The sequence below is a fragment of the Bifidobacteriaceae bacterium genome (assembly GCA_031281585.1).
Classification (GTDB): domain Bacteria; phylum Actinomycetota; class Actinomycetes; order Actinomycetales; family WQXJ01; genus JAIRTF01.
Map to the genome: position 1 here is coordinate 1 of JAITFE010000105.1, position 22,415 is coordinate 22,415.

The window sequence follows — 22,415 nt, forward strand, 5'->3', positions numbered from 1 at the left end:
CGGGGTCACCTGTCGGCCGCGTCCCCCAGCGGGCAGGCGTTGATGGTCGAGCCGTCTTCGAGGGTGGCGCTGGCCTGGCTTAGCTGGTCGGCCAGGTCGGCCGGCGGGGTCAGGCCCAAGGAGGCCGTGGGGTCGGCCCAGCCGCCCTGAGGGGTGATTGCCAGGCCTTCGAGCATGGCGCGGGCCCGTGCCGGGTCGCCGCCATGCGCGGCGGCGTAGAAGATCAAGTCGCCGTCCCGCTGGTTGATCACCACGCCGACCCGCACGCCGTCGATCTCGGCGGGCAGGTAAATGTGGATGGGGCTTTCCTCCGGCACGATCGCCATGCCGCTCTCAAGGCAGTCGACCGCCCCATCGGCTCCGGGCACCGATCGGGACCACATCAGGGAGGGCGTCAAAATGTACGAGTCCTCCGGGTAGAAAAGGTAGCCGGGGAGGGCCTCCAGCGGCCCGGCAGCGCCCTCTGCAACAACCATCCCGTGATCGCCGGCCGGCTCGCCCGTGCTGGACTCCGAGTAGGCCACCGGGTCGCCCGCGGCCCCCACCTTCAACCGGGTCATGGACCAGGCGCGCACAAAGTGGAAGGACCCGTCGCCGTCTTCGTCCGCCAGCCGCGCCAGGGCCGATGCCGACCAGGCGGTCCCAGCCACACCCGACGTCGCGCTGAGCACCTCGCCGCTCAACACCCGCACCGGGGGGGCCGGAGCTATCGGCCCGTCCGCGGGCGGGACAACCGGGTCTGCCGACTCGTCCGGCCCGTCCGCGGGCGAGGCCGACGTCACGGGGTTCACGCTCTGCCCAACCGGAGGCCCGGCCGGCGCCCCGCCCAGGTTGGCCGCCGCGACCACAATGGCGACGCCGGCGGCGGCGGCCGTCGCGGTCGCGCCGACCACCCAGGCCGCCCGAGGCCAACGCCGCAGGGGCGGCCGGACGGCGCGCCCCTCCGGCTCGAACGGCGCGGCCGGCCAGGCGCCTTCTGCGGATCCGGCCTGGCCGGCGCCCACCCGGACAAGCGGAGATTGGGCATCGGCGCGCGGGGCCGCCGGCTTGGCGCCGGACGGAACGGGGTTGGCGGCTTTCAACGCCGCTATGGCGAAATTGCGTCTCATGATTGGTCCTCCAAGGTTGAGTAGCGGGCTTTGAAAGCCGCGCGGGCGCGCCCCAAGCGCATCCACACGGCGGCGGTGGAACAGCCAATCAACGCCGCGCACTCGGCGCCGCTGAGGCCGTCCCAATAACGGGCCATCAGGATTTCGGACTGCGGCGCCGGCAATGAGGCCAAGGCATCGCGGACCCGAACCTGCAGGTCCGTGGCGCCCATCGGGTCCGCCGCCACGGGTTCGCGGGAGAGCTCGGCGGCCACTGCCGCCTGGGCGCGCCTGGCGCGCTCCCCCGAACGCCAGGCGTTGGCCAGCAGGTTCCGGGCGGTCACGAACAGCCAGGCGGGCGTCGGCAAGGAACCCTCCACGCCGCGCTCCCACGCCAGCTTGAAGACCTCGGCGGCCAAGTCCCGCGCCAGTTCAGGGTCCAGGCACCGCCTGAGCAGATAGGCCTGGATCCGCGGATGCTCGGCCTGGAACAAATCGGCGAAGGCGCGCTCCGAGGTCTCTGCGGCCCCGGCCGGCCCGGGGCCTCGGTTCTTAGCCGCTGTCACCGGGACAACGCTATTGGCTGCGGCTGTCGTCACAACCAATACATGTCACGAACCGCCCCAAACCTAACGGGTCCGCCAGAACGGATTTCCCGACGCGGGGCCGCCGGGGTCGAGGAGCTCAGGCCAACTCGGGGCCGCAAGGACTTGCCGGAAATAGGTACCGTCCCCATTTTCCGCTAGCTCGCGGCCCGCGGGGACTTGCCGGAAATAGGTACCGTCCCCGTTTCCGTCCCCGTTTCTGGGCGGGTCGAGGAGCCCTTGTCGGCCCGCAAGGCGGCCTGGTGGGCGAACCAAAGCTCGTGTTTGGCCGCCGGGTCTTTGAGGCTGACGCCCGCCAACTCTTCGATGCGTTCCAATCTGCGGCGCACGGTGTGGCGGTGGACGCCGAGCGCCGCCGCAGCCTGGCCAAGCGCTCCGTCCGCTTCCAGCACGGCGCCCAGCGTCTCGAGGTCCCGCCGCCGCGCCTTGCCGGGATCGAGGAGACGGCCGAGGCGAGCGCGCGCGTACGCCCAGAGCTCTTCTGGCGTGAGCAAATCCAACAGACTTGCCGCCGATGCCGTGTCGCGGCTTCCGCGTTCGGCCTGCGCCAGCGCTGCCGCCCCGGCCGCTTCCCGCCGCGCGCCAGCCATTTCCGCCCAGCCGTGCGGCCCCGAGCATCCGACGGCGAGAGCGCCCGCGGTGGCCAGGCGCGCGGCGGCCTCCTCGGCTGAGACCGCCGGGACCGCCAGGTAGACAGCGCCGCCAACGCGGCCGAAGACCAGGGGGGCGAGCCGGGAGCGCGCGCCAGCCCTGAATGGGGCCAAACCCCACATCACTCGGTCCAGTTCGGCTAGCGGACCCGTGGCGCAGACCAGAACCACGGGTTCCGGTGGGAAACCCGACCACAATGCCGCGCCCACCGCGCGGGCCAGTCCCACGTTGCCGTCCAGCAATTCGGCCATGATCGCGGAGCGAATCGTGTTCATGGCCGAGTCACCGGCGACATCCTTGGTCGCGAAGGCCGCCAGCAAGTCCGCCGCCAGCAAGACCGTGGAGGTGGCGAAGGGATCGAATTCCAAGGCCGACCCCGCCACCAACGCGCCCAGCGGACTGTCGCCGCCTGAGCGCACGGTCTGGGCGAACAAGGGGCCGGCCGTCCGCGTGGACCAAAGGGCGGTCTTGCCCGAGGCGGCCAAGTCCTGGGCGGCCTTCGCCGCCGCCCCGCTGACGGCCAGATGGGACCGGGCCGCCACCCGTCCGTCCGCGTCCACAAACGCGGCCCAGCCGCCCAGGATCTCGGCGGTTCTGCTAACTATGGCCGCCAGCGGGTCCTTGGTGGCGGCCGCCGCGACCAGGCGGCGTTGGGCGGTGTTCGCCCTCCGCAGCGTCGCCTCCTGGTCCTGGGACAGGACCTGCGACACGGTCTTGATGATGGCGGAAAAAGGCAGCTCGAGCGGGATCTCAAACAGCGGCAGTCCGTTGTCTTCGACCGCTCGCACCAGGGGTTCTGGGGCGGCGGCGTGGTGGATGTGGGTTCCGAAGCCCAACGCCACGACCCCGCTTGCGCGCAAGCCGGCCGCGTATTCGGCCGCCAGCTTGGCCAGCAGGGCCTGGTTTTCGGCGCTGGGTTTGGGGAACTGCGAACCGGTGGTTACGAGGACCTCGCCCGGTTCGGCGAAGGCGCTGGAATCAGCCAGTTCGCTTTGGTGCACCCAAATGATCGGGGCGTCCAAGGCGGCCGGGTCGGTGGCGCTGATGAGCCTCAGATTCAACCGGGGGTGCTCAATCAGCTCGCGCACTGTGATCGTCACGTTCTAACAATGCCGCAAGAACCGCCCGAAATGGGCCCAGGCGGCGGATTCGGGCGTCGAAATTGTCCAAGCTGGCCCTTACCGGGCCTCTCCGGGCCCAAGATACTGGGCAATGGAAGTCCATTGGCCGCGACCGGCCCGCCGAATGAGAAAGGACGCCGCCACGGTGAAACTGACTGAATACCTCCCCTACCTCTCGCCCGCGCTGGCCAAGTCCACCGACTTGGTAGTCGACCGGGGACTGGGCTCTTATCTGTGGGATTTGAACGGGCGCCGCTACATCGACTGGGTGCAGGGTATTGCCGTCAACGCTTTGGGGCACTGCCACCCACGGGTGGTCAAAGCGGTGGCCGAACAGGCCGGCAAGCTGCTCACGGCGTCCTTCAACCTGGTGAGCTACCCGACCACGCTCGAATTGGCGCGCCGTCTCGCCGAGAAGCTGCCAGGCGATTTGGGCTCGGTGTTTTTCTCCAACGGGGGCGCGGAAGCGGTCGACGGGGCCATCAAACTGGCCCGCGTCGCGACCGGGAGGCCGGGGATCGTGGCTTTCAAGGGCTCGTTCCACGGTCGCACGCTGGGAGCGACGGCCATCACGTCGTCATCGGCCAAGTACCGCAAGGGCGCCGATCCGCTGATGGCGGGCGTCGACTTTGTGGCCTACCCGTCCAAGGACCAAACCCCAGCGGGCCTCACCGACGAGGAGCGCGGCGAATTCGCCCTGGCACAACTGAGCGAACTGTTCACCCACGTGCGGGATCCGGAAACTGTCGCCGCGATCATTGTCGAGGTTGTCCAAGGCGAAGGCGGTTATCACGTGGCGCCCGCCGGCTTCCTGCGGGGCTTGCGCGAGGTCACCCGCCAACACGGCATTCTCCTTATGTTCGACGAAATCCAATCCGGTTACGGGCGGACCGGGCGGTTCTTGGCGGCCTCGCATTGGGACGTGGTGCCGGACATCGTGACGCTGGGCAAGGCCCTGGCGGGCGGCATCCCGGCCAGCGCGATCGTGTCAACCCCCGACATCATGGCGAAATGGCCCCCCGGCGCCCACGGCACCACCTTCGGCGGCAATCCGTTGGCGAGCGCGGCGGGCCTGGCGGTGCTAGACGAATTCGACGAGGCGGACGTGATTGGCAACGCGAACACGCAGGGCGAGTACTTGGCCAGCCGACTGGCCGGCTTCGCCGAACAATTCAGCGTTGTGACAGACGCGCGCGGGCTGGGGCTGATGCGTGCAATCGAGCTCCGGGGCGCCGGCCGTTCGCAGGGCGCGGCCCTGGTCGAATCCGTCCGCCGCGACTGCCTTGAACACGGCCTGCTGCTTTTGTCCTGCGGCGCGAAAGGGGACGGGATCCGCATAGTCAGCCCGCTCAACACGGACCGCGCCACCTTGGACGAGGGCCTGGCGATCCTTGAGGGCGCTCTAGACCGGGCTGGCAGAGGGGAGTGACGGGGATGTCGATCCCGCGAGTTGTCTACTTCAACATTGACGGCGGCCTCGATTACGAGAACAGCCTGCTCCGCAAGTGGGGCCACAGCGGGAAACTCGAATTGGTGGAGGCGAAAGCCTCCGGCGGCGGCCCGGAGTCCTTCATCGAAGCGGCGCGTGAGGCCGATGGCGCGGTGGTGGAATACCTGAGCCTGGACCGCGCGGTGCTGGGGGCGCTGCCGTCCTTGAGAATCGTGTCGGTGCAGTCGATCGGGTACAACAACATAGACACGGCGGCCGCGTCGGAATTCGGGATAGCCGTCACCAACGCCCCCGGCTTTTGCGTGCAAGAGACGGCGTTGCACACGCTGGGGCTGCTGGTGGACCTCGCCAGAAAGATCACGTTCCTCGACCGGTCGGTGCGCGCCGGTTCGTGGAACCCGCTGCTGGGGCCGTTGCCGCGCCGGCTCAGCGGCCTAACGGCCGGCTTGGTGTTCTTTGGCGGCATCCCCCAACGGCTGGCGCCCGCGCTCAAAGCCATCGGGTTGCGGGTGATGGCCTGGGCCCCCACCAAGTCAGCGGAGTTCCTCGGCGCCTTCGGGGTGGAGAAAGCGGACACGCTGGACAGCCTGCTGGAGGCCGCGGACTTCGTGTCGCTGCACACGCCGCTATTCGACCAGACCCGCCATCTCATCTCAGACCGCGAACTCGGCTTGATGAAACCGACGGCGTTCCTGATCAACACGGCCCGCGGGGCCGTGGTGGACGAGCCGGCGCTGGTCCGCGCTTTGCGGTCCGGCGCAATCGCGGGGGCCGGGATCGACGTGATCGAGGACGAGGATTCCGAGACCTCGGAACTGTTTGGCTTGGAGAACGTGGTGATCACCCCGCACGCGGCCTTCGTCTCGGAGGAGTCCTTCCGCGAGGCGCGGGAGATCTGCCTGCGTCAGCAGGTGCAACTCCTGGTGGAAAACCGCCGGCCAGATTGCGTGGTCAACTCCTTTGGCGAGTCGGACGGCCAGGGAAAGTAGGCATGGGCAGATGCGCGCGGCTATCTACAACGGCCCGTTTGCCGTCCAAGCGGAAAACGTCCCCGACCCACAGATCGAGCAGGCCACTGACGCGATCGTAAACGTGGCGTGCGCCGCCGTGTGCGGCTCCGACCTGTGGACCTACCGGGGCCAGGGCGGGGTTCGGGAGGGATCACGGATTGGCCACGAATTCGCGGGTGTGGTGGCCAAAACCGGACCAGGCGTCACCGGCCTGAAGACGGGCGACTGGGTGGTGGCGCCCTTCCGCTACTCGGATGGAACCTGCGTTCATTGCCAGGCCGGGCTGGAAAGCTCCTGCGTCCGCGGCGGGTTTTGGGGGAGGCACATAACCGAAGCGGGACAAGCGGACCAGGTCCGCGTGCCGTTTGCGGACGCCACCTTGGTCAAGGCCCTTCCCGGCGGCGAGGCGCCGGACCAAGGGTTGTCTAGGCACCTGTTGACCCTTGCCGACGTGCTGCCGACGGGCTACCACGGCGCCAGCCGGGCGGGGGTGGGCCCGGGCGCGACAACCGCCGTGGTGGGCGATGGCGCGGTTGGGCTTTGCGCGGTGCTCGCCGCTCGGCTCCTTGGGGCGGAGCGCGTCCTCGCCTTCGGCGCGCACGCCGACCGGTTGGCGCTCGCCACGAGCTTTGGGGCGACCGAGGTGTTTCGCCTGCGGGGCGCCGCCGCGGCCGAAGCCGCGGCCGAGGCGACGGGCGGACTTGGAGCCGACCAGGTGATCGAAGCGGTTGGCACGCCCGACGCCTTCGCCACGGCCTTGAAGATGGTCCGGGCGGGCGGGGTGGTGAGCTACGTTGGGCTCCCGCACGGCGTCACCCTGGACCTGTCCCAGGTTTTCCCGACGAACGTCACCATCACCGGCGGCATAGCCCCCGCCCGGCACTACATTCCGCTGCTGGCGCCCAAGGTGGCGGCGGGGGAAATCACCCCGGGAGACGTGTTCACGGCGACGTTCCCGCTGGCGGAAGTGGACCAAGCGTACCGACAGATGGATCAGCGCGGACAGATCAAAGCTCTGCTCACGCCCTGATCAGCGTTCTCCCGCTCAACCGCCCGACCTCGCAACCGCGACTCAAGAGGCGGAGTCTTCCGTCAAACTGAATCCGGGAGCGCCCGGGATGGAGCTGAGCAGTTGTTGGGTGTAGGGATGGCCGGGGCTGGACAAGACTTGGCCGGTCGGGCCGGTCTCAACAATCTGACCGGCCCGCATCACCGCTACATCCGTGCAGACGCCCCGCACCACCGTCAGGTCGTGGGAGATCAACAGCATGGAGAAGGACGTCTCGCGTCTCAACTCCTCGAGCAGGGCCAAGACCTCGGCTTGGACCGAGACGTCCAAGGCCGAGGTGACCTCGTCGGCGACCACGACCTCGGGCCGGGTGCTGAGGGCACGGGCGATCGCGATGCGTTGGCGTTGCCCGCCGGAAAACTCGTGCGGATAGCGGCTGATGGCGTCGCCAGGCAAGCTCACGCGGCTGAGCCAGTCGGTGATCTTGTCGCGGTTGCGGGCGACCGACATGGACCTGGGGTTCAGCGCCTCCGCCATGGACTGCCCTATGGTCTTGCGCGGGTCGAACGAGGCGTACGGGTTCTGCGGTATGTAGCAGACCTGGTCCCGCAGCGCGGCGGGACGGGGCGCGCCCGGCGTGAGCGTGTAACCCATGACGTCAAGCCTGCCCGCGTCGAACCGGTAGATGCCGGTCACGATCTTCCCCAAGGTGCTCTTTCCGGAGCCCGATTCTCCGACAAGGCCCAAACAACCGCCTTGCGGTAGCTGCAGGTCGAGTCTTGCGAGCACAGTCCGCCGTTGCGGTCCCCAGCCAAAGGCTTTCCCAACCGAGGTCAGCCTGACCGCCGCGGGCGGGCCGTCACGGGGCGGTTCTTGCCCCAGTTGCTCCAGTTCAGTCACCTTGTTCCCACTTTCGCTGTGGCCGGTTCCCCGGTTGGCCCGAACCGGCGGGAGGCGTTGAGCAGGCGCTGGGTGTAGGGGTGCGTCACGTCACGGGTGGCCAACTGCGCCGGCGAGATCTCCTCCACGATCTCGCCCTTGTACATCACCAGAATCCGGTCGCAAATCGCCTCCACGACCCCAAGGTCATGCGATATGAAGAGCACGGCGGCGTTGGTCTGCTCCCGGAAACGGTAGATTTTGCGCAGCACGTCGGCTTGGACCGTCACGTCCAGCGCGGTGGTTGGCTCATCCGCCACCAGAAGAGCCGGGCCGGTCAGCAAAGCCCCCGCTATCAGCGCGCGCTGCAGCATTCCGCCGGAAAGCTGGTGGGGGTACTGCCTCAGGCGCTGCTCCGGATCGGTGATGGAGACCTGGGCGAACGCCTCGGCGAGTTCCGCTCGCGCCTGTTTTCGGCCCAGCCCGAAGTAGGTGCGCCGAACTTCGGTGAGTTGGGTGCCAATCCGGTGCAGCGGGCTGAAGGTCGACATGGGGTCTTGGTACACAAGGGCCACCTGGTGGACCAGCGAGGCCGGACCGGCGCCGGCGATCAGGTCCGCCGAACCCACCTTGATGGCTTCGGCGCGGGTTCGCAGCGACTGGGGGGCGAGGCCCGCCAACGACAGCGCGGTCAGCGACTTGCCGGAGCCGGATTCGCCCACCAGGCCCACTATCTCGCCCGGCGCGATACGCAAGGACACCTCCCGGACCAGCGGCACGCCATCGGACGTGGTCACCGTGAGCCTGCGGACGTCGGCCGCGGGCGTCTCCTCGGCGTTAGGGGCGCCGTCAACCGCGGACAACCGGTCCTCCTCGGCCAGCAGGCGGACCACCCCGTCGCGGGGGTTGCGCAGGTGCGCGCGGGCGGCCCGCCGCAGCTTTGGATCTGACGCGGCGGCTATGCCGTCGCCGAGGAGGATTATCCCCAACCCCAACAGGGTGATCATCACGCTGGGCCCCGTCACCGCCCACGGCTGGGCGTTCATCAGGGCGAGCCCGTCAAAAAGCATCTTGCCGTAGTCGTACTCCGGGACCTGCACCCCCAAGCCGATGAACGACAAGCTCGAAAGCTCAACCAAAGTGAACGCCATGGAACTGGCGGCGATGACCGCCAACGGCGTGGCGATGTTCGGCAGCAGGTGGCGCACCGCGACCACCAGGCCGGGCACGCCAAACAAACGGGCCTGAGTCACGTAATCCTGTCCCGCCACGCCGGTCGCGAGGGCTGAGGTCAGGCGGATGAACACCGGGATGTTCGCCACGCCGACCGCGACCATCGCCGAGGTGGAACCCGGCCCGAGGATCGCGGCGACAACCAGCGCGAGGATCATTGAGGGCAACGCCACGGCGACGGCGTTGAGTTGCAAGACCAGCCGCCGCAGCAACGACGGAAAAACCTGGATCGCCACCCCGACCAACGTCCCCGCCGTGATGGCGATCAAACCCGCTCCCCCGGTCAGGATCATGGTCAGGCGGGTTGAGACGAGGGCCCGGGCGAACACGTCACGGCCAAAGGCGTCAGTCCCGAACAGGTGGGAGATCGACGGACCCTGCCGCGCCTCGGCCGTGTTGGCCTGGGCCGCCAGGTCGCCCGCCAGGTATGGCGCGAGGAGCGCCACCAGCGCCAGCGTTCCGATTATCGCGAGGCCCGCCGTGGTCAGCCCGTTCAGGCCACCGCCCGACTTCGCCTTCGGGGGCGCGGCAGGGTCAAGCCTGCCGCCTCGCGGGAGAGCTGTGGACATGATCAGTGCGATCTCCCGTCTTTCAGCAGCTTCGGGTCGATCACGGCCAGCGCGATGTCAACGACCAGGTTGACCACCACGGCCACCATGCCCAGCACCAGAATGGTCCCTTGGACCACCGGGAAGTCCTTCACCAATATCGCTTGGACCACCCCCGTGCCAAGTCCGGGCCATGAGAACACGCTCTCCATGACCAAAGCCCCGCCGATCATGCCCGCGAGCATCATGCCGGACATGGTCAACACGGACGTGAGCAGAGTCGGTGCGATGTACTTGATGTGGATTCTCCGCGCTGGCAGCCGCCAACCCCGCAGCGTGCGCACAAAGTCTGCCTCCAACGCCACCTCCGCCTCCCGGCGCGCCACTCTTGACAGAGAGCAGATCGGCCCAATGGCCAACGCGGTTATGGGCAGCACGTATGCCGCCTGGGTCTGGGCCCCGCCCGCGGGGAGCCACTTCAGACTCAACGCGAAGACCAGCACCAGCAGGGCCGCCCTCACGTAAACGGGGACCGCGTCCACGGCGGCGGTGATCCAACTGAACACGACTCCCAGGCGGCGCCGCCGGCCGCCCTGGGTGGCGACAGCCACCCCCAAACCCAGCGGGATAGCCACCAGGAAAGTGACCACAATGGCGGGCAACGCCACCCCCAACGTGTACGGAATCCGGACCGAGATCAACTCCGCCACGGTGCCGGTGCGGTAAGACCGCCCCAATGTGCCGTCGAAGATGCCGGCCAGATAGTTCCCGAACTGGGTGGCGATCGGCTGGTCAAGGCCCAAGTCCCGGCGCACTTCGGCGAGCTGCTCCACGGTCGCCTCGTTGCCGGCTATGGCACGGGCAGGGTCGCCCGGTATGAGTTGGACTATGGAGAACGTGACAACGGCCAGGAAGGCAAACGAGACGACCAGGGTCAGCGCCCGGGAACCGAGGAACCGCCCCCAATCCGACCGCAGCAGGCCGGAGAGGGGGCGGGCGGCCGCCGCCACCGCGGTTGGCGTTCGAGTTGTCATTTGCGGCGCCGGCCCCGCGCTAACCGACTATGCGTATGGTGGTCAGGTCGTCGTGGCCCGCCGCCCCGGTGTACCGGACGTGCTCGGTCAGCCCGTAGTACAGGATCGACGAGACCAGCGGAACGAAGTCCACCCGCTCTAGCAACTGTTCTTGCAGGTCCTGGTACAGGGCGCACATCTCTTCCTGCGAATTCGCGGCCATGACCTCAATGGCCAACTGGTCGCCAACGGCGTTGTCGCCCCGCGTCATGTTCCGTCCGCCCTCTTCGATTGGCAGACCGACCATCCGCGAAAGCGGCGTCCAGAGCGACACGGCGTTGTTGACCGTGCCGAACAGCGTGATGTCCCAGGTGGTGGGGTCCGGGCCCAACACCTCCGCCGCCCAAGTCGAGTTGTCGCGCAGGTTGTAGGTCACCTCCGCCCCGGCGGCCACGAGTTGCTGGTAGACGTATTCGGCGCCCGCCCCGTTGGGGCCAAACAAGTTGGATGCTGAATAGGTGATCTGAACTCCCTGAAGAATTCCTGATTCAATCACCGGTTCCGGGTCATAGGGCTGCACCAAAGAGGGGTCCGTGTTGGCGCAGGCCAAAGCGTCGCTGCCGGTGGTGTAATTGACCGGATCTAGGCCCGCCGCCGTTATCTCGCTGTAGTCCTGGGGCGAGAGCAAAGCGGCCACCGCCCGCCGCAACTCCGGATCGCGGAAGGGACTGTGCTCCGATTCGTTGAACACGATGAAGTTCTCGCCGACCTCGATCGCCGCCGTATTGGGGAAATCCGACACGTTGGCCAAGCTGATCAATCCGACGTCAAGGGTGCCGCCTTTGATCTCGTTCTCGGTGGCCGTTGTGTCCACCCCCACCGAGAAGATCAGTTTCTCCGGCGCTTCGCCTTCCAGTTTCTCCTGCCAGTCGCCCCACACGTATTCGTCGCGCAGCTCGAATTCGTAGCTCACCCCGGGTTTTGCGGAGGCCAGGGTGAATGGCCCCGAGAATGCGGCGGGGTCAGGGGAGGACTTCAGCGCTTCGACGTCCGCCAGGCCCGCCGGGCAGATGATCCCGGTGGCTGGATTGACCAACCCCGCCAGCAGCCCGGAGAACGGCTCGGACACCTCTATGGTCACGGTGCCGGCCGCGTCGTCGCTGGTCACGGTCACTTCCCCGGACCCAAAGGCCAACGCCTTCAGCCCTGAGGCGGTTTCCGGGGCCGCCAGGTAGGACAAGGAATCAGCCACGATGGAGGGAGTGATTTTGGTGCCGTCGCCGCAGGTTCCGTGGTCGCCTATGGTGAACACGCCGCCTGTGGCCGTTGTCTCCCAGGAGGTGGCGAGACCCGGAACAATTGTTCCGTCCGTGTCGTAGCGCACAACCGTGTCGTAAAGCAAGCGGGCGGTTGAATAGTCGTCCATCCCGCTCACGTGCGCCGGGTCATAGGTTGTCGGATCAGCCGAGTAGCGGGCAGTCACAGTCGTTTTCTTGTCCGTTTTGGAGCCATCGCCACCGCCCCCGTCCTCCGCACCGCCGCTGGTCGCGCAACTGGCTAAGGCCATCCCACACGCCGCCAAAGTCGCAGCGGCGGCCATCTTCCTTCTTGTCATTAGCGTCTCCATTCGCAGGGGTGCTTGCATGGCTTTTGTCCGGGGACTCCGGGGACTCGGCAAGGTTACTGTGGCTGTTTGCAAGACTGGCCCAAAAGCTCCAGATGGTCACCGCCTTTTTACCTGCGGGACACGTTAAGCGCATTCCCGCACTCGCCAGACATTTGCTTGTAATCTAGGCGACCTGTGGTGTTAGCGTTCCCGCACATTGGCCGCGCCGTGCCGGACTTGCCCTCCAACAACGGTGGCGACAATTTCGAGATCGGAGATCGCCTCTTCCGAGACCGCCAATAGATCATCGCTGAGGACCGTGAAATCGGCGAGCCGTCCGCGCGTCAGGCGGCCTTTGCGCAGCTCTGACTTTTCGGCGTAGGCGGAACCGTAGGTGTACGCCCTGAGGGCTTGCGCCGTTGTCAGCCGCTCGGCGGGGCCCAGGATCACGCCGGACGGAGCGCGGCGTCGCACCAGCGCCTGGATCCCGTCCAGCGGGCGGCCGCGCACCACCGGGCAATCGGAACTGCCGGGGACTTCGATCCCCGCCTCCAGGAAACTACGCTGACGGTACAGCGTCTCCGCGCGCTCGGGTCCCACGGCGTCAATGTAGTCATCGCCGCTGAGGGTCAAAAACTCCCCTTGCGGGACTGGAATCAGCCCGAGCTCCGCCATGCGCCCAATGGCGGCCTGATCGGTCATGCCGCAGTGTTCTATCCGGTGCCGGGCGTCGGGGCGGTGGAACGCGGCCTGGGCCCGCGCGTAGGCGTCAATGACCGCGCCGACGGCCGCGTCGCCAATAGCGTGGGTGGCGATCTGCCAGCCCGCCAAGTGAGCGGAGAGGATCGCTTCCCTGAGCGCGTCCGGGTCGTGGTGCAACACCCCTTTGGCGGCCGAATGCTCATAGCAGCAGGTCAACGCGGCCGTGCGGGAGGTCAACGCGCCATCGGAGAAGATCTTCACAGGGCCCAGCCTCAACCAGTCGTCGCCCAGTCCGCTCCGGATGCCGAGGTCCAGGCCGAATCCCGGCAGATCGGATTCGGTGCCGGGGATCCGGTGCAGGGCGGGCAGTTCGGGCATGACCGTGACCCGCAAGCCGAGCTTTTTTTGATCGTGAAGCGCCTGATAGGCTGCGAAGTCGGCTGGACCGTTGCCCGTCACCCGCCCCGACACGCCGGGTTCGGTGACACTGGTCAGGCCGTCCGCCAGAGCCGCCGCGCAGGCGCGTTCGATAGCGCGGGTAAAGGCCGCACTGGTGGTGGGCCGCAAAATGGCGTTGACCGGTTCCACCGCGCGCTCGGCCACGAACCCTGTCACGGTGCCGTCGGGACGGCGCTCGACGAACCCCGAGTCAACATCTGACAGCCGATCCGGGTCGCCGCTGATTCGACGCACGGCTTCGGAATTGAGGGTCCCGCCGTGTCCGGAGGCGTGGTGGAGGAACACCGGCCGTCCGCCGGCCGCCGCGTCTAGCGCTTCCCTGACCGGGTGGGAACCCAACGCGGCGTCCGAATACCCGGTGCCCACCACCCACTCGTCCGGGCCCAGCGCCTGGGCATACTTCGCGACGGCCCCGTACAGGTCATCCAATGAGGCGACGGCGGCCGTTGACACGTCGCAGCAGGACAATCCCGCGCCCCGTGCGGACAGATGATGGTGCGCGTCGTGGAAGCCGGGGACCACGTGGGCGCCGCCAAGGTCTATGACCCGCCGGGCCGCCAGGTTGGCCACCTCCGCGTCTAGTCCGACGATCATTTCGTTGAACACGCCCAGCGTGGTGGCGGAGGGGCGTTCCGGATCCAAGGTGGCAAAACGGCCGTTGACAAACACGACGTCGAGAATCATGGTTGGATTCCTTTGCTCGGGGCCAGGCGCGCGGCCTGCGAATGGCGGGGACTGTAGCATCCCAACACGGCGGGTTCTTTGCGATCATGTTGCGCCCCGGCCCGGTAACGGAGGCGCAACGCCCACGCAACACGGTTCCCGTATTTTGGTGGCCCATGGCTCCCCTGTTCGCCAGCTACGGACCCCAGCGGCCGGCCGCCGCCGTGCTGACACGGGCCCGCGCCTGGGACGAGATGTTCGAGACGCCGCCCGCCGGCGGCGAGGCGGGGCGCGTCCGGGAGCCCTACCGGGATCTGCACGCCGCGTTGGGGAGCATCAACCAGGACGGATTGCGGCGCCGCGCGGAGGCGCTGGCCAGCTCCTACCTGGCGCAGGGCGTCACGTTCGACTTCGCCGGCGAGGAGCGGCCGTTCCCGCTTGACGCGATCCCGCGGATAGTCCCCCCGGACGAATGGGCGGTCATCGAGGCGGGGGTTGCCCAGCGGGTCAAGTGCCTGGAGGCGTTCCTTGCGGACGTGTACGGCCCGCTCAAAGCGGTGTCCGATGCCGTCATCCCGGCTTCCGCCATCGTCTCCTCCAGCGGGTTGCTACGTCAGGCGCACGGCGTGGTCAGCGCGAACGGGGTGCGGATCCAGGTGGCCGGGATTGACCTGATCCGCGACGAGGCAGGCGCCTGGCGCGTGCTGGAGGACAACGTGCGGGTGCCGAGCGGCGTCAGCTATGTGATCTCGAACCGGCAGGTGATGGCCCAAACTCTGCCGGAGTTGTTCCACTCGATGCGGGTGCGGCCGGTGGACGATTACCCGTCCAAGCTGTTGGAGGCCCTGCGGGCGAGCGCGCCCGCCGGAATTGACGACCCGGTGGTCGTGGTGTTGACGCCCGGGGTTTACAACTCGGCCTACTTTGAGCACACGCTGCTGGCCCGCCTGATGGGGGTGGAACTGGTCGAGGGGCGGGACCTCTATTGCTCCGCAGGGCGGGTCTGGATGCGAACCACGGCCGGCCCGGCCCGCGTGGACGTGATCTACCGCCGGGTTGACGACGATTTCCTTGACCCGCTTCAGTTCCGTGCCGACTCGGTGCTGGGGCCGCCCGGCCTGCTGAACGTGGCGCGGGAGGGCCAAGTCACCATTGCCAACGGGATTGGCAACGGCGTGGCGGACGACAAGTTGGTCTACACGTATGTGCCGGACCTGATCCGCTACTACCTGGGCGAGGAGCCGGTTCTGCCGAACGTGACCACGTGGCGCCTTGAGGAGCCGGAGGCTCTGGAGGAGGTCTTGGACAGGCTCCCCGACCTGGTGGTCAAACCGGTCAACGGCTCCGGCGGGAAAGGCCTGGTGGTTGGGCGGACGGCGGACGCGAAAACCCTGGACCAGGTGCGCCAAACCCTGCGGGAAGACCCGCGCGGCTGGATCGCCCAGCCGATCATCGAGCTGTCGACCATCCCCACCCTGGTCGAGGAGGGGGTCCGCCCACGCCACTCAGACCTGAGGCCGTTCGCGGTCAACAGCGGCGAAGACGTGTGGGTTCTGCCGGGCGGGTTGACCAGGGTGGCGTTGCCGGAAGGCCAGTTGGTGGTCAACTCCTCCCAAGGCGGCGGCTCGAAGGACACCTGGGTGCCCGGACGCCCGGACTGCCCGCCCGGCCCCCAGGACTGGGCGGACACCGCCGGGGGCGACCGGACGGCATCGGGCACCGGAAAAGCGAGCGCGGCAAAAGCGGGAGGCGCCTCTTCGTTGACGCACCAGGAGGCCGGGGCGGACGACGACTCGCGTTTGCTGCAGCAAATTGAGCACCAACAGCAGGCGGGAGGGAACGGCCGTGCTGTCGCGCGTGGCTGAGTCGCTGTTCTGGATGGGCCGGTACATGGAGCGGGCCGACGGCACGGCGCGCATTCTGGACGTGCACCTGCAGTTGATGTTGGAGGCCCCCGCGGCGGACGAGGGCGCCGCCTGCCAGTCGCTGCTGGCGATCATGGGCGTGTCCCATCCTGATCGGGGGCTGAGGGCGGCGGATGTGGCGAACCTGCTGGCGGTCGACCCGTTGGAGCCGTCCTCGATCGCCTACTCGTTGCGGGCGGCGCGGGAGAACGGGCGCCGGGCCCGTGAAATCATCTCGACCGAGTTGTGGGAATGCCTCAACACGTTGAATCAGAACATGCCCTCCGAGGTGCCGGAGGACCGCCACCACGCGCTGTTCGCCTGGGTGCGGGAACGTTCGGCTATGGCGGCCGGGATTGGCTACACCACCATGATCCGGGACGAGCCATACCAGTTCTTCATGCTGGGGCAGGGCCTGGAGCGGGCCGACATGACCGCGCGGCTGCTCGCCACCCGCGAATTGACGGACACGGCCGGCGCCTCCTGGACCACCATCCTGCGTTCCTGCGGCGGATACGAGGCGTGCCTCAGGTCCCGGCGGGGACTGCCAACCAAAGAGGACGCGGCCGAGTTCCTGCTCCTGGACACGTTCTTCCCGCGGTCGATTCAGTTCGCGTTCAACCGGGCGTTGACGGCGCTCGGGGAACTGGAGCCGAACGGGGCCGGCGCCCGGCCCGGCGGGGAAGCCGGCCCAGGGGCGACGGGCGGGCCGGGCGGACCAGGCGGACCAGGCCGCCGCCGCCAATCCCAGCGTCTGACCCGCGGCGTGCGGCACGGCGACCCGGCTTGGATTCTGGGGCAGGCGATCAGCCAGCTGCGCTACCAGCCGATCGATGAGATCCTGGCCGACCTGCCGGACCAAATGGATCGCGTCCAGCAGGCGACCTCCGCCGCGTCCGAGGCGGTCAGGCAACGCTACTTTCCGGTGCTCGCGGCGCCGGCTTGGGTGGGTGAGGAAGCGTGAACCGGCTGCGTGTGCGCCATGTGGCCGGATTCCGTTACTCGGCCCCGGCCGCCGCCTCCTACAACGAGGCCCGCATGCTCCCCCGCGACGGCCACGGCCAACAGGTGCTCTCAGACTCCCTTGAAACCCTTCCCCACGCCCCGCAGCACCGCTACCGCGACTATTGGGGCACCAAAGTGGTGGCGTTCGAGGTGCTGAGCCCGCACACGGAGCTGACCCTGCGGTCCTCGGCGCTGGTCGAGGTCAACCGCGTGGCGGAGGTGGGCGAGCGCGCCTCCTGGGCCGAATTGGCGCGGCAGGCCTCCGCCTCCACCCGTCTGGCGGAGCAATCGTTGCAGAGCGCGCGCACCCGGCCGCCGGCCGAGGTGGCCGAACTGGCGCGCGACTTGGCGGCGGAGCACCAGGACCCGCGCGCGGCCGCGGAGGCGATCTGCCGGGAGATCCGCGCCCACATGGACTACGTGCCCGGAGTCACCACCGTGGGCGCGACAGCCGCCGAGGCCTGGGAGAAAGGCAGCGGCGTCTGCCAAGACATTGCCCACGTGTCGCTTGGCGCCGTCCGGGCCGTCGGCATACCCGCCCGCTACGTCTCCGGCTACATGCACCCCCAGCCGGAGCCAGTGACCGGCGTGACCGTCACAGCCGAGTCGCACGCTTGGATCGAGTGGTTCTGCGGTTCCTGGGTCGGCTTCGACCCGACCAACCTGGCGCCGATCGCCTCGCGCCACATCCTGGTCGCCCGCGGCCGCGACTACGACGACATCGCACCGATCCGGGGGGTCTACGCGGGCACGGGCGACTCCTGCGCGTTCGCCACCGTGGAGATAACCCGCGAAACCTAGGAATTCGGTTCACAACGGCCCCGGTGTCCGATGCCGTCCGGCCGGGTCTTCGTAGGCCGCCCAGCAGGGTTGTTCTCTCTCAGCGAACGCCTTTTCGGCCTTTCGGGTTGGCCTGCCCGCCGCCGGTTATCCGGCCTGGTTGGCCAGAGCCGACCCGCAGACCGCGACCGGGCGCGCCAGGACCGCGCGGGCGAACAAGACTCCGTGCGGGCGGATCTCGTCGTTGCCGGGCAATCCCCGCCAAGCCAGGGCGTCCATGGAGTGAAGCACCTCTTTGATGCGGCCGGACCAACGCGAAACGTGGCGGAGAGACGGGATCTCGCCCGTCGACTGGGAGCGCCAGCCGAGCGCGGCCAGCCCCCAGACGGTCGCGCTGCCGACCAGGTCGCGTCGGTGGCCAGATCCGGTGGCCACGCCGAGCAGGGCCAGCACCGCCACATCGCGTTCCAACTCCGAGGACCAGCAGGCGGGGACGCGGTCCACCAGCAGGTCCCACATGGCCAGCGGGTCGGCGGCGGCGGCCGTTGTCTCCGCGTTGGCCTTCAGCCGCGCGCCGTCTTGCCAGATCAACCCGAGCCGTTGGCATGAGACCCGCAGCGCCGCCACGCGCACACGATCGCCTTCCCGGAAGCTGGAAACGTGGATTTCTTGGTTCCAGCCGAGAAGCTCGTAACCCTCGCGGACCACGGCGGGAGGCAGATGGCCTGCGCCGGTCAGGCGCAGACCGGAGCCGCCCAGGCGGCCGATCAGCCAAGAGTAGGGACGGGTGGCCGGCAGCACCGTTTCCACGGTGACGGGCCCGGGTGCCTGCGGTTCGCCCCCGAGGCGCTCAAACAGCCGCTGACGCTGATCCGGCTCCATTCGGCCCAGAACCGTCTCAGCCAAAGTCACGGTCTGGTTCGCCGCGCCGCCGTCCGCGTCCTGCGCCAATGTCGCTCCGGTCATGTTCCAATAATGCTCCATCCGGCCGCGATAAATCAGCCGGGGGCCGTAAAACTCCGGCCGAGCCGTTTATGCGCCGTTTATGCTGGCGTGGCAGGGTGGCCCCGGACGAAGGGAGTCAAAGCTGAGCGTTGTGCTTGTGATCGATGACGACCCGCACATCCGCGAACTGGTCGAGGCGCTGCTGCGCGGCGCGGGCATGGCCACGCGGGCGGCGGCGGACGGGCGGGAGGCGTTGCGGGTGCTGGGCCTGACCGCGATCGACCTGTGCGTGGTGGACGCCATGATGCCCAATCTGGACGGGGCGGGTTTCTGCCGGGCCGCCCGCCGCTACTACCCGGACCTGCCGTTGCTCATGTTGACCGCCAAAGGCCAGTTGGGCGACAAGGCCCAAGGCTTCGCGGCCGGGGCGGACGACTACCTGGTCAAGCCCTTCGAAGGCGCCGAGTTGGTGATGCGCGTCAAGGCCCTGACGCGCCGCTACCACAAGGTGGTCGAACAGCGGGCGCAGGCGGGTCGGCTGATCCTGGACGAATCCAGCCGGGTGGCCACGCTGGACGGCGAGCGCCGCGACTTGCCCCTCAAAGAGTTCGACCTGTTGTTCATGCTGGCCGGGCACAAGGGCCGCACGCTGACCAGGCGGCAGATCCTGGACCGGGTGTGGGGCTTTGACTTTGACGGCAACGAACGCACCTTGGACGTGCACATCAACCGCCTGCGCGAACGCTTCGGCCCCGAATCCGGTTTCAGGATCGCCACCGTGCGCGGGATTGGCTACCGGTTGGAGGACACGTGACCGGGCGGCCGGCGTGGACCCGCCGGGACATGTTGAGGGCCTTGGGCGGCCTGGCCTGGATTGTGGCCGGATTGCTGGTCGGTTGGCTGGTCTCCGAGGGCCTTTGGGCCATCACCGGCCGGCCTCCCGCGTTTGCCGCCTACCTGGCGGCGGTCGGCATCTGCGTGGCCGGCACCATGGCGTTCGGCCGCCTGTTCGCCGCCATTCGCGGCAAGCGGCCCGGCCGCCCGGACCTGGGCGAGCAGATCCTGGACGCTTTGGAGCGCATCTCGCAGGGGGACTTCGACGTGCGCCTGTCCGCCACCCGGCCGGGCCCTTTCCGCGCGGTGGTCGAATCGGTCAACAAGATGGCGGCCGAACTCGGCACCTTGGAGCACCAGCGCCAGGAGTTCGTCTCCAACGTCTCCCATGAGATCGGCTCGCCTTTGACTTCGGTGATCGGCTTCGCGCGGCTCCTGCGCGACCAGGACTTGGACCGCGACACCCAGCGCCACTATCTGGACGTCATTGTGCAAGAGGCGGAGCGGGTGTCCAAGCTTGGCGAGAACCTGTTGCGTTTGTCTGCTTTGGACGATGCCGCGTGGGAACCCCGCCGCCACCGCGTTGACGAGGCGTTGGGCGAGGTCGTGGTCCTCCTGGAGCCGCAGTGGTCCGCCAAGTCGCTGACGGTCGAACTGGACGCCGAAGCCGTCGAATGGGCGGGCGACCGGGAGATGATGCACCAGGTCTGGGTCAACCTGCTTCAGAACGCGATCAAGTTCACCCCGGAGGGCGGCGCGGTCACCGTGGTCTTGCGCCAAGAGGGCGCGGGCTGGACGTGCCGCGTGCGAGACACCGGCATAGGGATAGCGCCCGGCGACCTGCCCCATGTCTTCGAGCGTTTCTTCCGGGCGGACAAGGCCCGGTCGCAGGGCGGCAACGGCCTGGGCTTGGCCCTGGCGAAGCGGATTGTGGAACTGGGCGGCGGGCGCGTGGCCGTGGCCAGCGAGGTGGGGCGGGGCGCCGAGTTCTCCGTCCACATGGATCTCTGAGCGCGCGCGACCATTCCCGCGCCGCCGCCGGCGGCCGCCAACTCCCGTTTGGGAACGAAGGGTTCCGTTTATGTTCCGTTGAACCTGGGTTGAAACTCGGTTAATTCGGGCGCCGGAGAGTGTTCCCCCGAACAGAGTCAACCGCGCGCCTCAATCAGCGTCCGGGGTGGGCGCCGCCCACCCCGGGCCGAGGCCGGGCGCGCGCCAGCGAGGAAGGACAAGCGATGCCCGTAATCGAAGTCGAGCACCTGGTCAAGAGGTATAAGAAAGCAAAGGAGCCGGCAGTCAAGGACGTCTCCTTCAGCGTGGAAGAAGGCGAGTTCTTCGCCTTCCTGGGCCCAAACGGGGCGGGCAAGACCACCACGATCTCGATTCTGACGACCACGTTGTCGAAGACGGCCGGCCGCGTGCGGATCGGCGGGTATGACTTGGACACGCAGGAGCGCCAGGTCCGCCGGGCCATCGGCATCATCTTCCAGCGGCCAAGCTTGGACCTGACCTTGACGGCGGAGGAGAACATCCGCATCCATTCGTGCCTGTACGGCGTCTACCCGTACCGGCCGACCTTCGGGAGCATGCCGGCGGCCTACCGCCGGCAGGTCGAGGAGTTGGCGGAGGTGGTGGGCCTGGGCGAGGCTCTGCGCCGGCCGGTCCGGAAGCTGTCCGGCGGCATGCAGCGCAAGCTTGAGGTGATCCGCTCCTTGATGCACACCCCGCGCGTGCTGTTCTTGGACGAGCCGACCTCCGGGTTGGACGCGGTGGCCCGCCGCAACCTGTGGGACTACCTCAACCAGGTTCGCCGCGACCACGGCACCACGGTGTTCTTGACCACCCACTACATTGACGAGGCGGAAGACGCCGACACGGTCTGCCTGATCAACTCCGGCCTGGTCGGCCTGTGCTGCCCGCCCCAGGAGATGAAGCGCCGCCTGGGCGCGAACCGCCTAGAGGACGCCTATGTCGACTACCTGAGCCAGGAAACCGGGGAAATGGGGACGGTACCTATTTCCGGCGGGCCGGAAATAGGTACCGTCCCCATTTCCGCTGGCTCTCGAAGGGAGGTGGCGGCGTGAGCGCGGCCACATTGGCGCCGCCGAGGACCCGCTCGCGGGTTTGGCGCGAACTGAACGGCATTGTCACCGTCATGGCCCGTGACCTGACCATCACCACCAAGAGCCTCAGCGGGCTGGTCATGAGCTTGGTCATGCCGCTCCTCATGATGGGGATGATCGGCGGGAACCTGAAAGAGAACATGGCCGCCGGCCTGGGGTTCGACTTCGGCCGCTTCATGCTGGTCGGAATGCTGGTGAACATGCTGTTCATGGTCACCACCATGGGCATGACCACCCTGGTGGACGATTCCGACGGCAATTACAGCGCGGAACTGCTGGTGTCCCCGCTGTCCCGGTACGGGATAGTGCTCGGCAAGATCCTCGGCTCCGCGGTCATGGCGATCGTCTCCTGCCTGGGCGTGCTGGTGGTGGGCGCCCTGATGGGCATCTCCCTGACCGTGGGCCAGTTGCTCGCCCTGCTGGCCCTGGCCCCGCTGATGTGCCTGTCCGGCGGCGCGCTGGCCATGATCATCCTGGGCGTCATCAAGAGCAACAAGACCGCCAACGTGGCGGTCATGCTCATCACCATGCCGCAGATGTTCCTGTCCGGCGTGATCATCCCGATTGGGCAGTCAACCGGGGTGTTGTGGCTGCTCAGCCGCCTCCTGCCGATGACCTACTGCGTGGACTTGGGCCGCGCCGCCGTCTACGCGGGCACCCCCGAATACAACTCGGTGGTGCTCTTCAACCCGGCGGTCTCCCTGACCGCCATAACGGTCTTGACGTTGGGTTGTCTGCTGGCGGGCACAGTCCTGTACGTCCGCTCGGAAAAGAACCGCTGACCCGG

At 68.0% G+C, this 22,415-nt stretch carries 19 protein-coding genes; 10 read left to right on the forward strand and 9 right to left on the reverse strand.

All coding sequences use genetic code 11. The features are described 5' to 3' along the window. Window positions 1–5: 5 nt before the first annotated feature. The 3 genes from LBC97_11900 to LBC97_11910 all read right to left on the reverse strand — a co-directional run bounded on the left by LBC97_11900 (window position 6) and on the right by LBC97_11910 (window position 3,444). A complete protein-coding gene (locus tag LBC97_11900) occupies window positions 6–1,109 on the reverse strand; it encodes a hypothetical protein (protein ID MDR2566730.1) in 1,104 nt (367 codons plus the stop codon). After that, window positions 1,106–1,654, reverse strand: a complete 549-nt coding sequence (locus tag LBC97_11905) for an RNA polymerase sigma factor (GenBank protein ID MDR2566731.1) — start codon at window positions 1,652–1,654, stop codon at window positions 1,106–1,108. The genes LBC97_11900 and LBC97_11905 overlap by 4 nt, the downstream gene beginning before the upstream one ends. A 176-nt stretch (window positions 1,655–1,830) precedes the next feature. Beyond that, entirely contained in the window at window positions 1,831–3,444 is a 1,614-nt protein-coding gene (locus LBC97_11910; GenBank protein ID MDR2566732.1) for a PucR family transcriptional regulator, read from the reverse strand. Window positions 3,445–3,610: 166 nt separating this feature from the next. On the opposite strand from LBC97_11910, the gene LBC97_11915 reads away from it, so the two are divergent. From LBC97_11915 to LBC97_11925, 3 genes are read left to right on the forward strand one after another with little or no spacing between them, the layout of a single operon-like run. Beyond that, window positions 3,611–4,894, forward strand: a complete 1,284-nt coding sequence (locus LBC97_11915) for an aminotransferase class III-fold pyridoxal phosphate-dependent enzyme (GenBank protein ID MDR2566733.1) — start codon at window positions 3,611–3,613, stop codon at window positions 4,892–4,894. Window positions 4,895–4,899: 5 nt separating this feature from the next. Next, a complete protein-coding gene (locus LBC97_11920) occupies window positions 4,900–5,904 on the forward strand; it encodes a C-terminal binding protein (protein ID MDR2566734.1) in 1,005 nt (334 codons plus the stop codon). Between the two features lie 10 nt (window positions 5,905–5,914). Then, the gene (locus tag LBC97_11925; GenBank protein MDR2566735.1) at window positions 5,915–6,955 is read left to right on the forward strand and encodes a zinc-binding dehydrogenase; all 1,041 of its coding nucleotides are present in this window, start codon (window positions 5,915–5,917) and stop codon (window positions 6,953–6,955) included. 42 nt (window positions 6,956–6,997) lie between these two features. Here the strand turns inward: LBC97_11925 and LBC97_11930 are convergent, their stop codons facing one another. The 5 genes from LBC97_11930 to LBC97_11950 all read right to left on the reverse strand — a co-directional run bounded on the left by LBC97_11930 (window position 6,998) and on the right by LBC97_11950 (window position 14,058). Then, window positions 6,998–7,834: an ABC transporter ATP-binding protein gene (locus LBC97_11930; GenBank protein MDR2566736.1), complete on the reverse strand. Its 837-nt coding sequence runs from the start codon at window positions 7,832–7,834 to the stop codon at window positions 6,998–7,000. Further along, window positions 7,831–9,615 carry a dipeptide/oligopeptide/nickel ABC transporter permease/ATP-binding protein gene (locus LBC97_11935; protein ID MDR2566737.1) on the reverse strand — a complete coding sequence of 595 codons (1,785 nt, stop codon included), beginning with the start codon at window positions 9,613–9,615 and terminating at the stop codon, window positions 7,831–7,833. The genes LBC97_11930 and LBC97_11935 overlap by 4 nt, the downstream gene beginning before the upstream one ends. Before the next feature lie 2 nt (window positions 9,616–9,617). After that, window positions 9,618–10,628, reverse strand: coding sequence for an ABC transporter permease (locus LBC97_11940; GenBank protein MDR2566738.1), 1,011 nt, complete (start codon window positions 10,626–10,628; stop codon window positions 9,618–9,620). 19 nt (window positions 10,629–10,647) lie between these two features. Then, complete coding sequence (locus tag LBC97_11945) at window positions 10,648–12,222, reverse strand: ABC transporter substrate-binding protein (GenBank protein MDR2566739.1); 1,575 nt, start codon at window positions 12,220–12,222, stop codon at window positions 10,648–10,650. 192 nt (window positions 12,223–12,414) lie between these two features. Further along, window positions 12,415–14,058, reverse strand: a complete 1,644-nt coding sequence (locus tag LBC97_11950; protein MDR2566740.1) for an amidohydrolase — start codon at window positions 14,056–14,058, stop codon at window positions 12,415–12,417. Window positions 14,059–14,213: 155 nt separating this feature from the next. On the opposite strand from LBC97_11950, the gene LBC97_11955 reads away from it, so the two are divergent. From LBC97_11955 to LBC97_11965, 3 genes are read left to right on the forward strand one after another with little or no spacing between them, the layout of a single operon-like run. Then, window positions 14,214–15,902: a circularly permuted type 2 ATP-grasp protein gene (locus tag LBC97_11955; GenBank protein ID MDR2566741.1), complete on the forward strand. Its 1,689-nt coding sequence runs from the start codon at window positions 14,214–14,216 to the stop codon at window positions 15,900–15,902. After that, entirely contained in the window at window positions 15,883–16,905 is a 1,023-nt protein-coding gene (locus tag LBC97_11960; protein MDR2566742.1) for an alpha-E domain-containing protein, read from the forward strand. Before LBC97_11955 ends, LBC97_11960 begins: the two co-directional genes overlap by 20 nt. Next, window positions 16,902–17,747, forward strand: coding sequence for a transglutaminase family protein (locus tag LBC97_11965; GenBank protein ID MDR2566743.1), 846 nt, complete (start codon window positions 16,902–16,904; stop codon window positions 17,745–17,747). The genes LBC97_11960 and LBC97_11965 overlap by 4 nt, the downstream gene beginning before the upstream one ends. 126 nt (window positions 17,748–17,873) lie before the next feature. On the opposite strand, the gene LBC97_11970 is transcribed toward LBC97_11965, so the two are convergent. Next, window positions 17,874–18,692, reverse strand: a complete 819-nt coding sequence (locus LBC97_11970; protein MDR2566744.1) for a hypothetical protein — start codon at window positions 18,690–18,692, stop codon at window positions 17,874–17,876. 130 nt (window positions 18,693–18,822) lie between these two features. On the opposite strand from LBC97_11970, the gene LBC97_11975 reads away from it, so the two are divergent. The 4 genes from LBC97_11975 (at window position 18,823) to LBC97_11990 (ending at window position 22,410) form a co-directional block, all read left to right on the forward strand. After that, window positions 18,823–19,485 carry a response regulator transcription factor gene (locus tag LBC97_11975; GenBank protein ID MDR2566745.1) on the forward strand — a complete coding sequence of 221 codons (663 nt, stop codon included), beginning with the start codon at window positions 18,823–18,825 and terminating at the stop codon, window positions 19,483–19,485. Next, window positions 19,482–20,516 carry a HAMP domain-containing histidine kinase gene (locus LBC97_11980; protein ID MDR2566746.1) on the forward strand — a complete coding sequence of 345 codons (1,035 nt, stop codon included), beginning with the start codon at window positions 19,482–19,484 and terminating at the stop codon, window positions 20,514–20,516. Before LBC97_11975 ends, LBC97_11980 begins: the two co-directional genes overlap by 4 nt. 224 nt (window positions 20,517–20,740) lie before the next feature. Then, window positions 20,741–21,589 (forward strand): ABC transporter ATP-binding protein, encoded by an 849-nt coding sequence (locus LBC97_11985; protein ID MDR2566747.1) that lies wholly within the window; start codon window positions 20,741–20,743, stop codon window positions 21,587–21,589. Next, the gene (locus tag LBC97_11990; protein MDR2566748.1) at window positions 21,586–22,410 is read left to right on the forward strand and encodes an ABC transporter permease; all 825 of its coding nucleotides are present in this window, start codon (window positions 21,586–21,588) and stop codon (window positions 22,408–22,410) included. The genes LBC97_11985 and LBC97_11990 overlap by 4 nt, the downstream gene beginning before the upstream one ends. Window positions 22,411–22,415 lie beyond the last annotated feature (5 nt).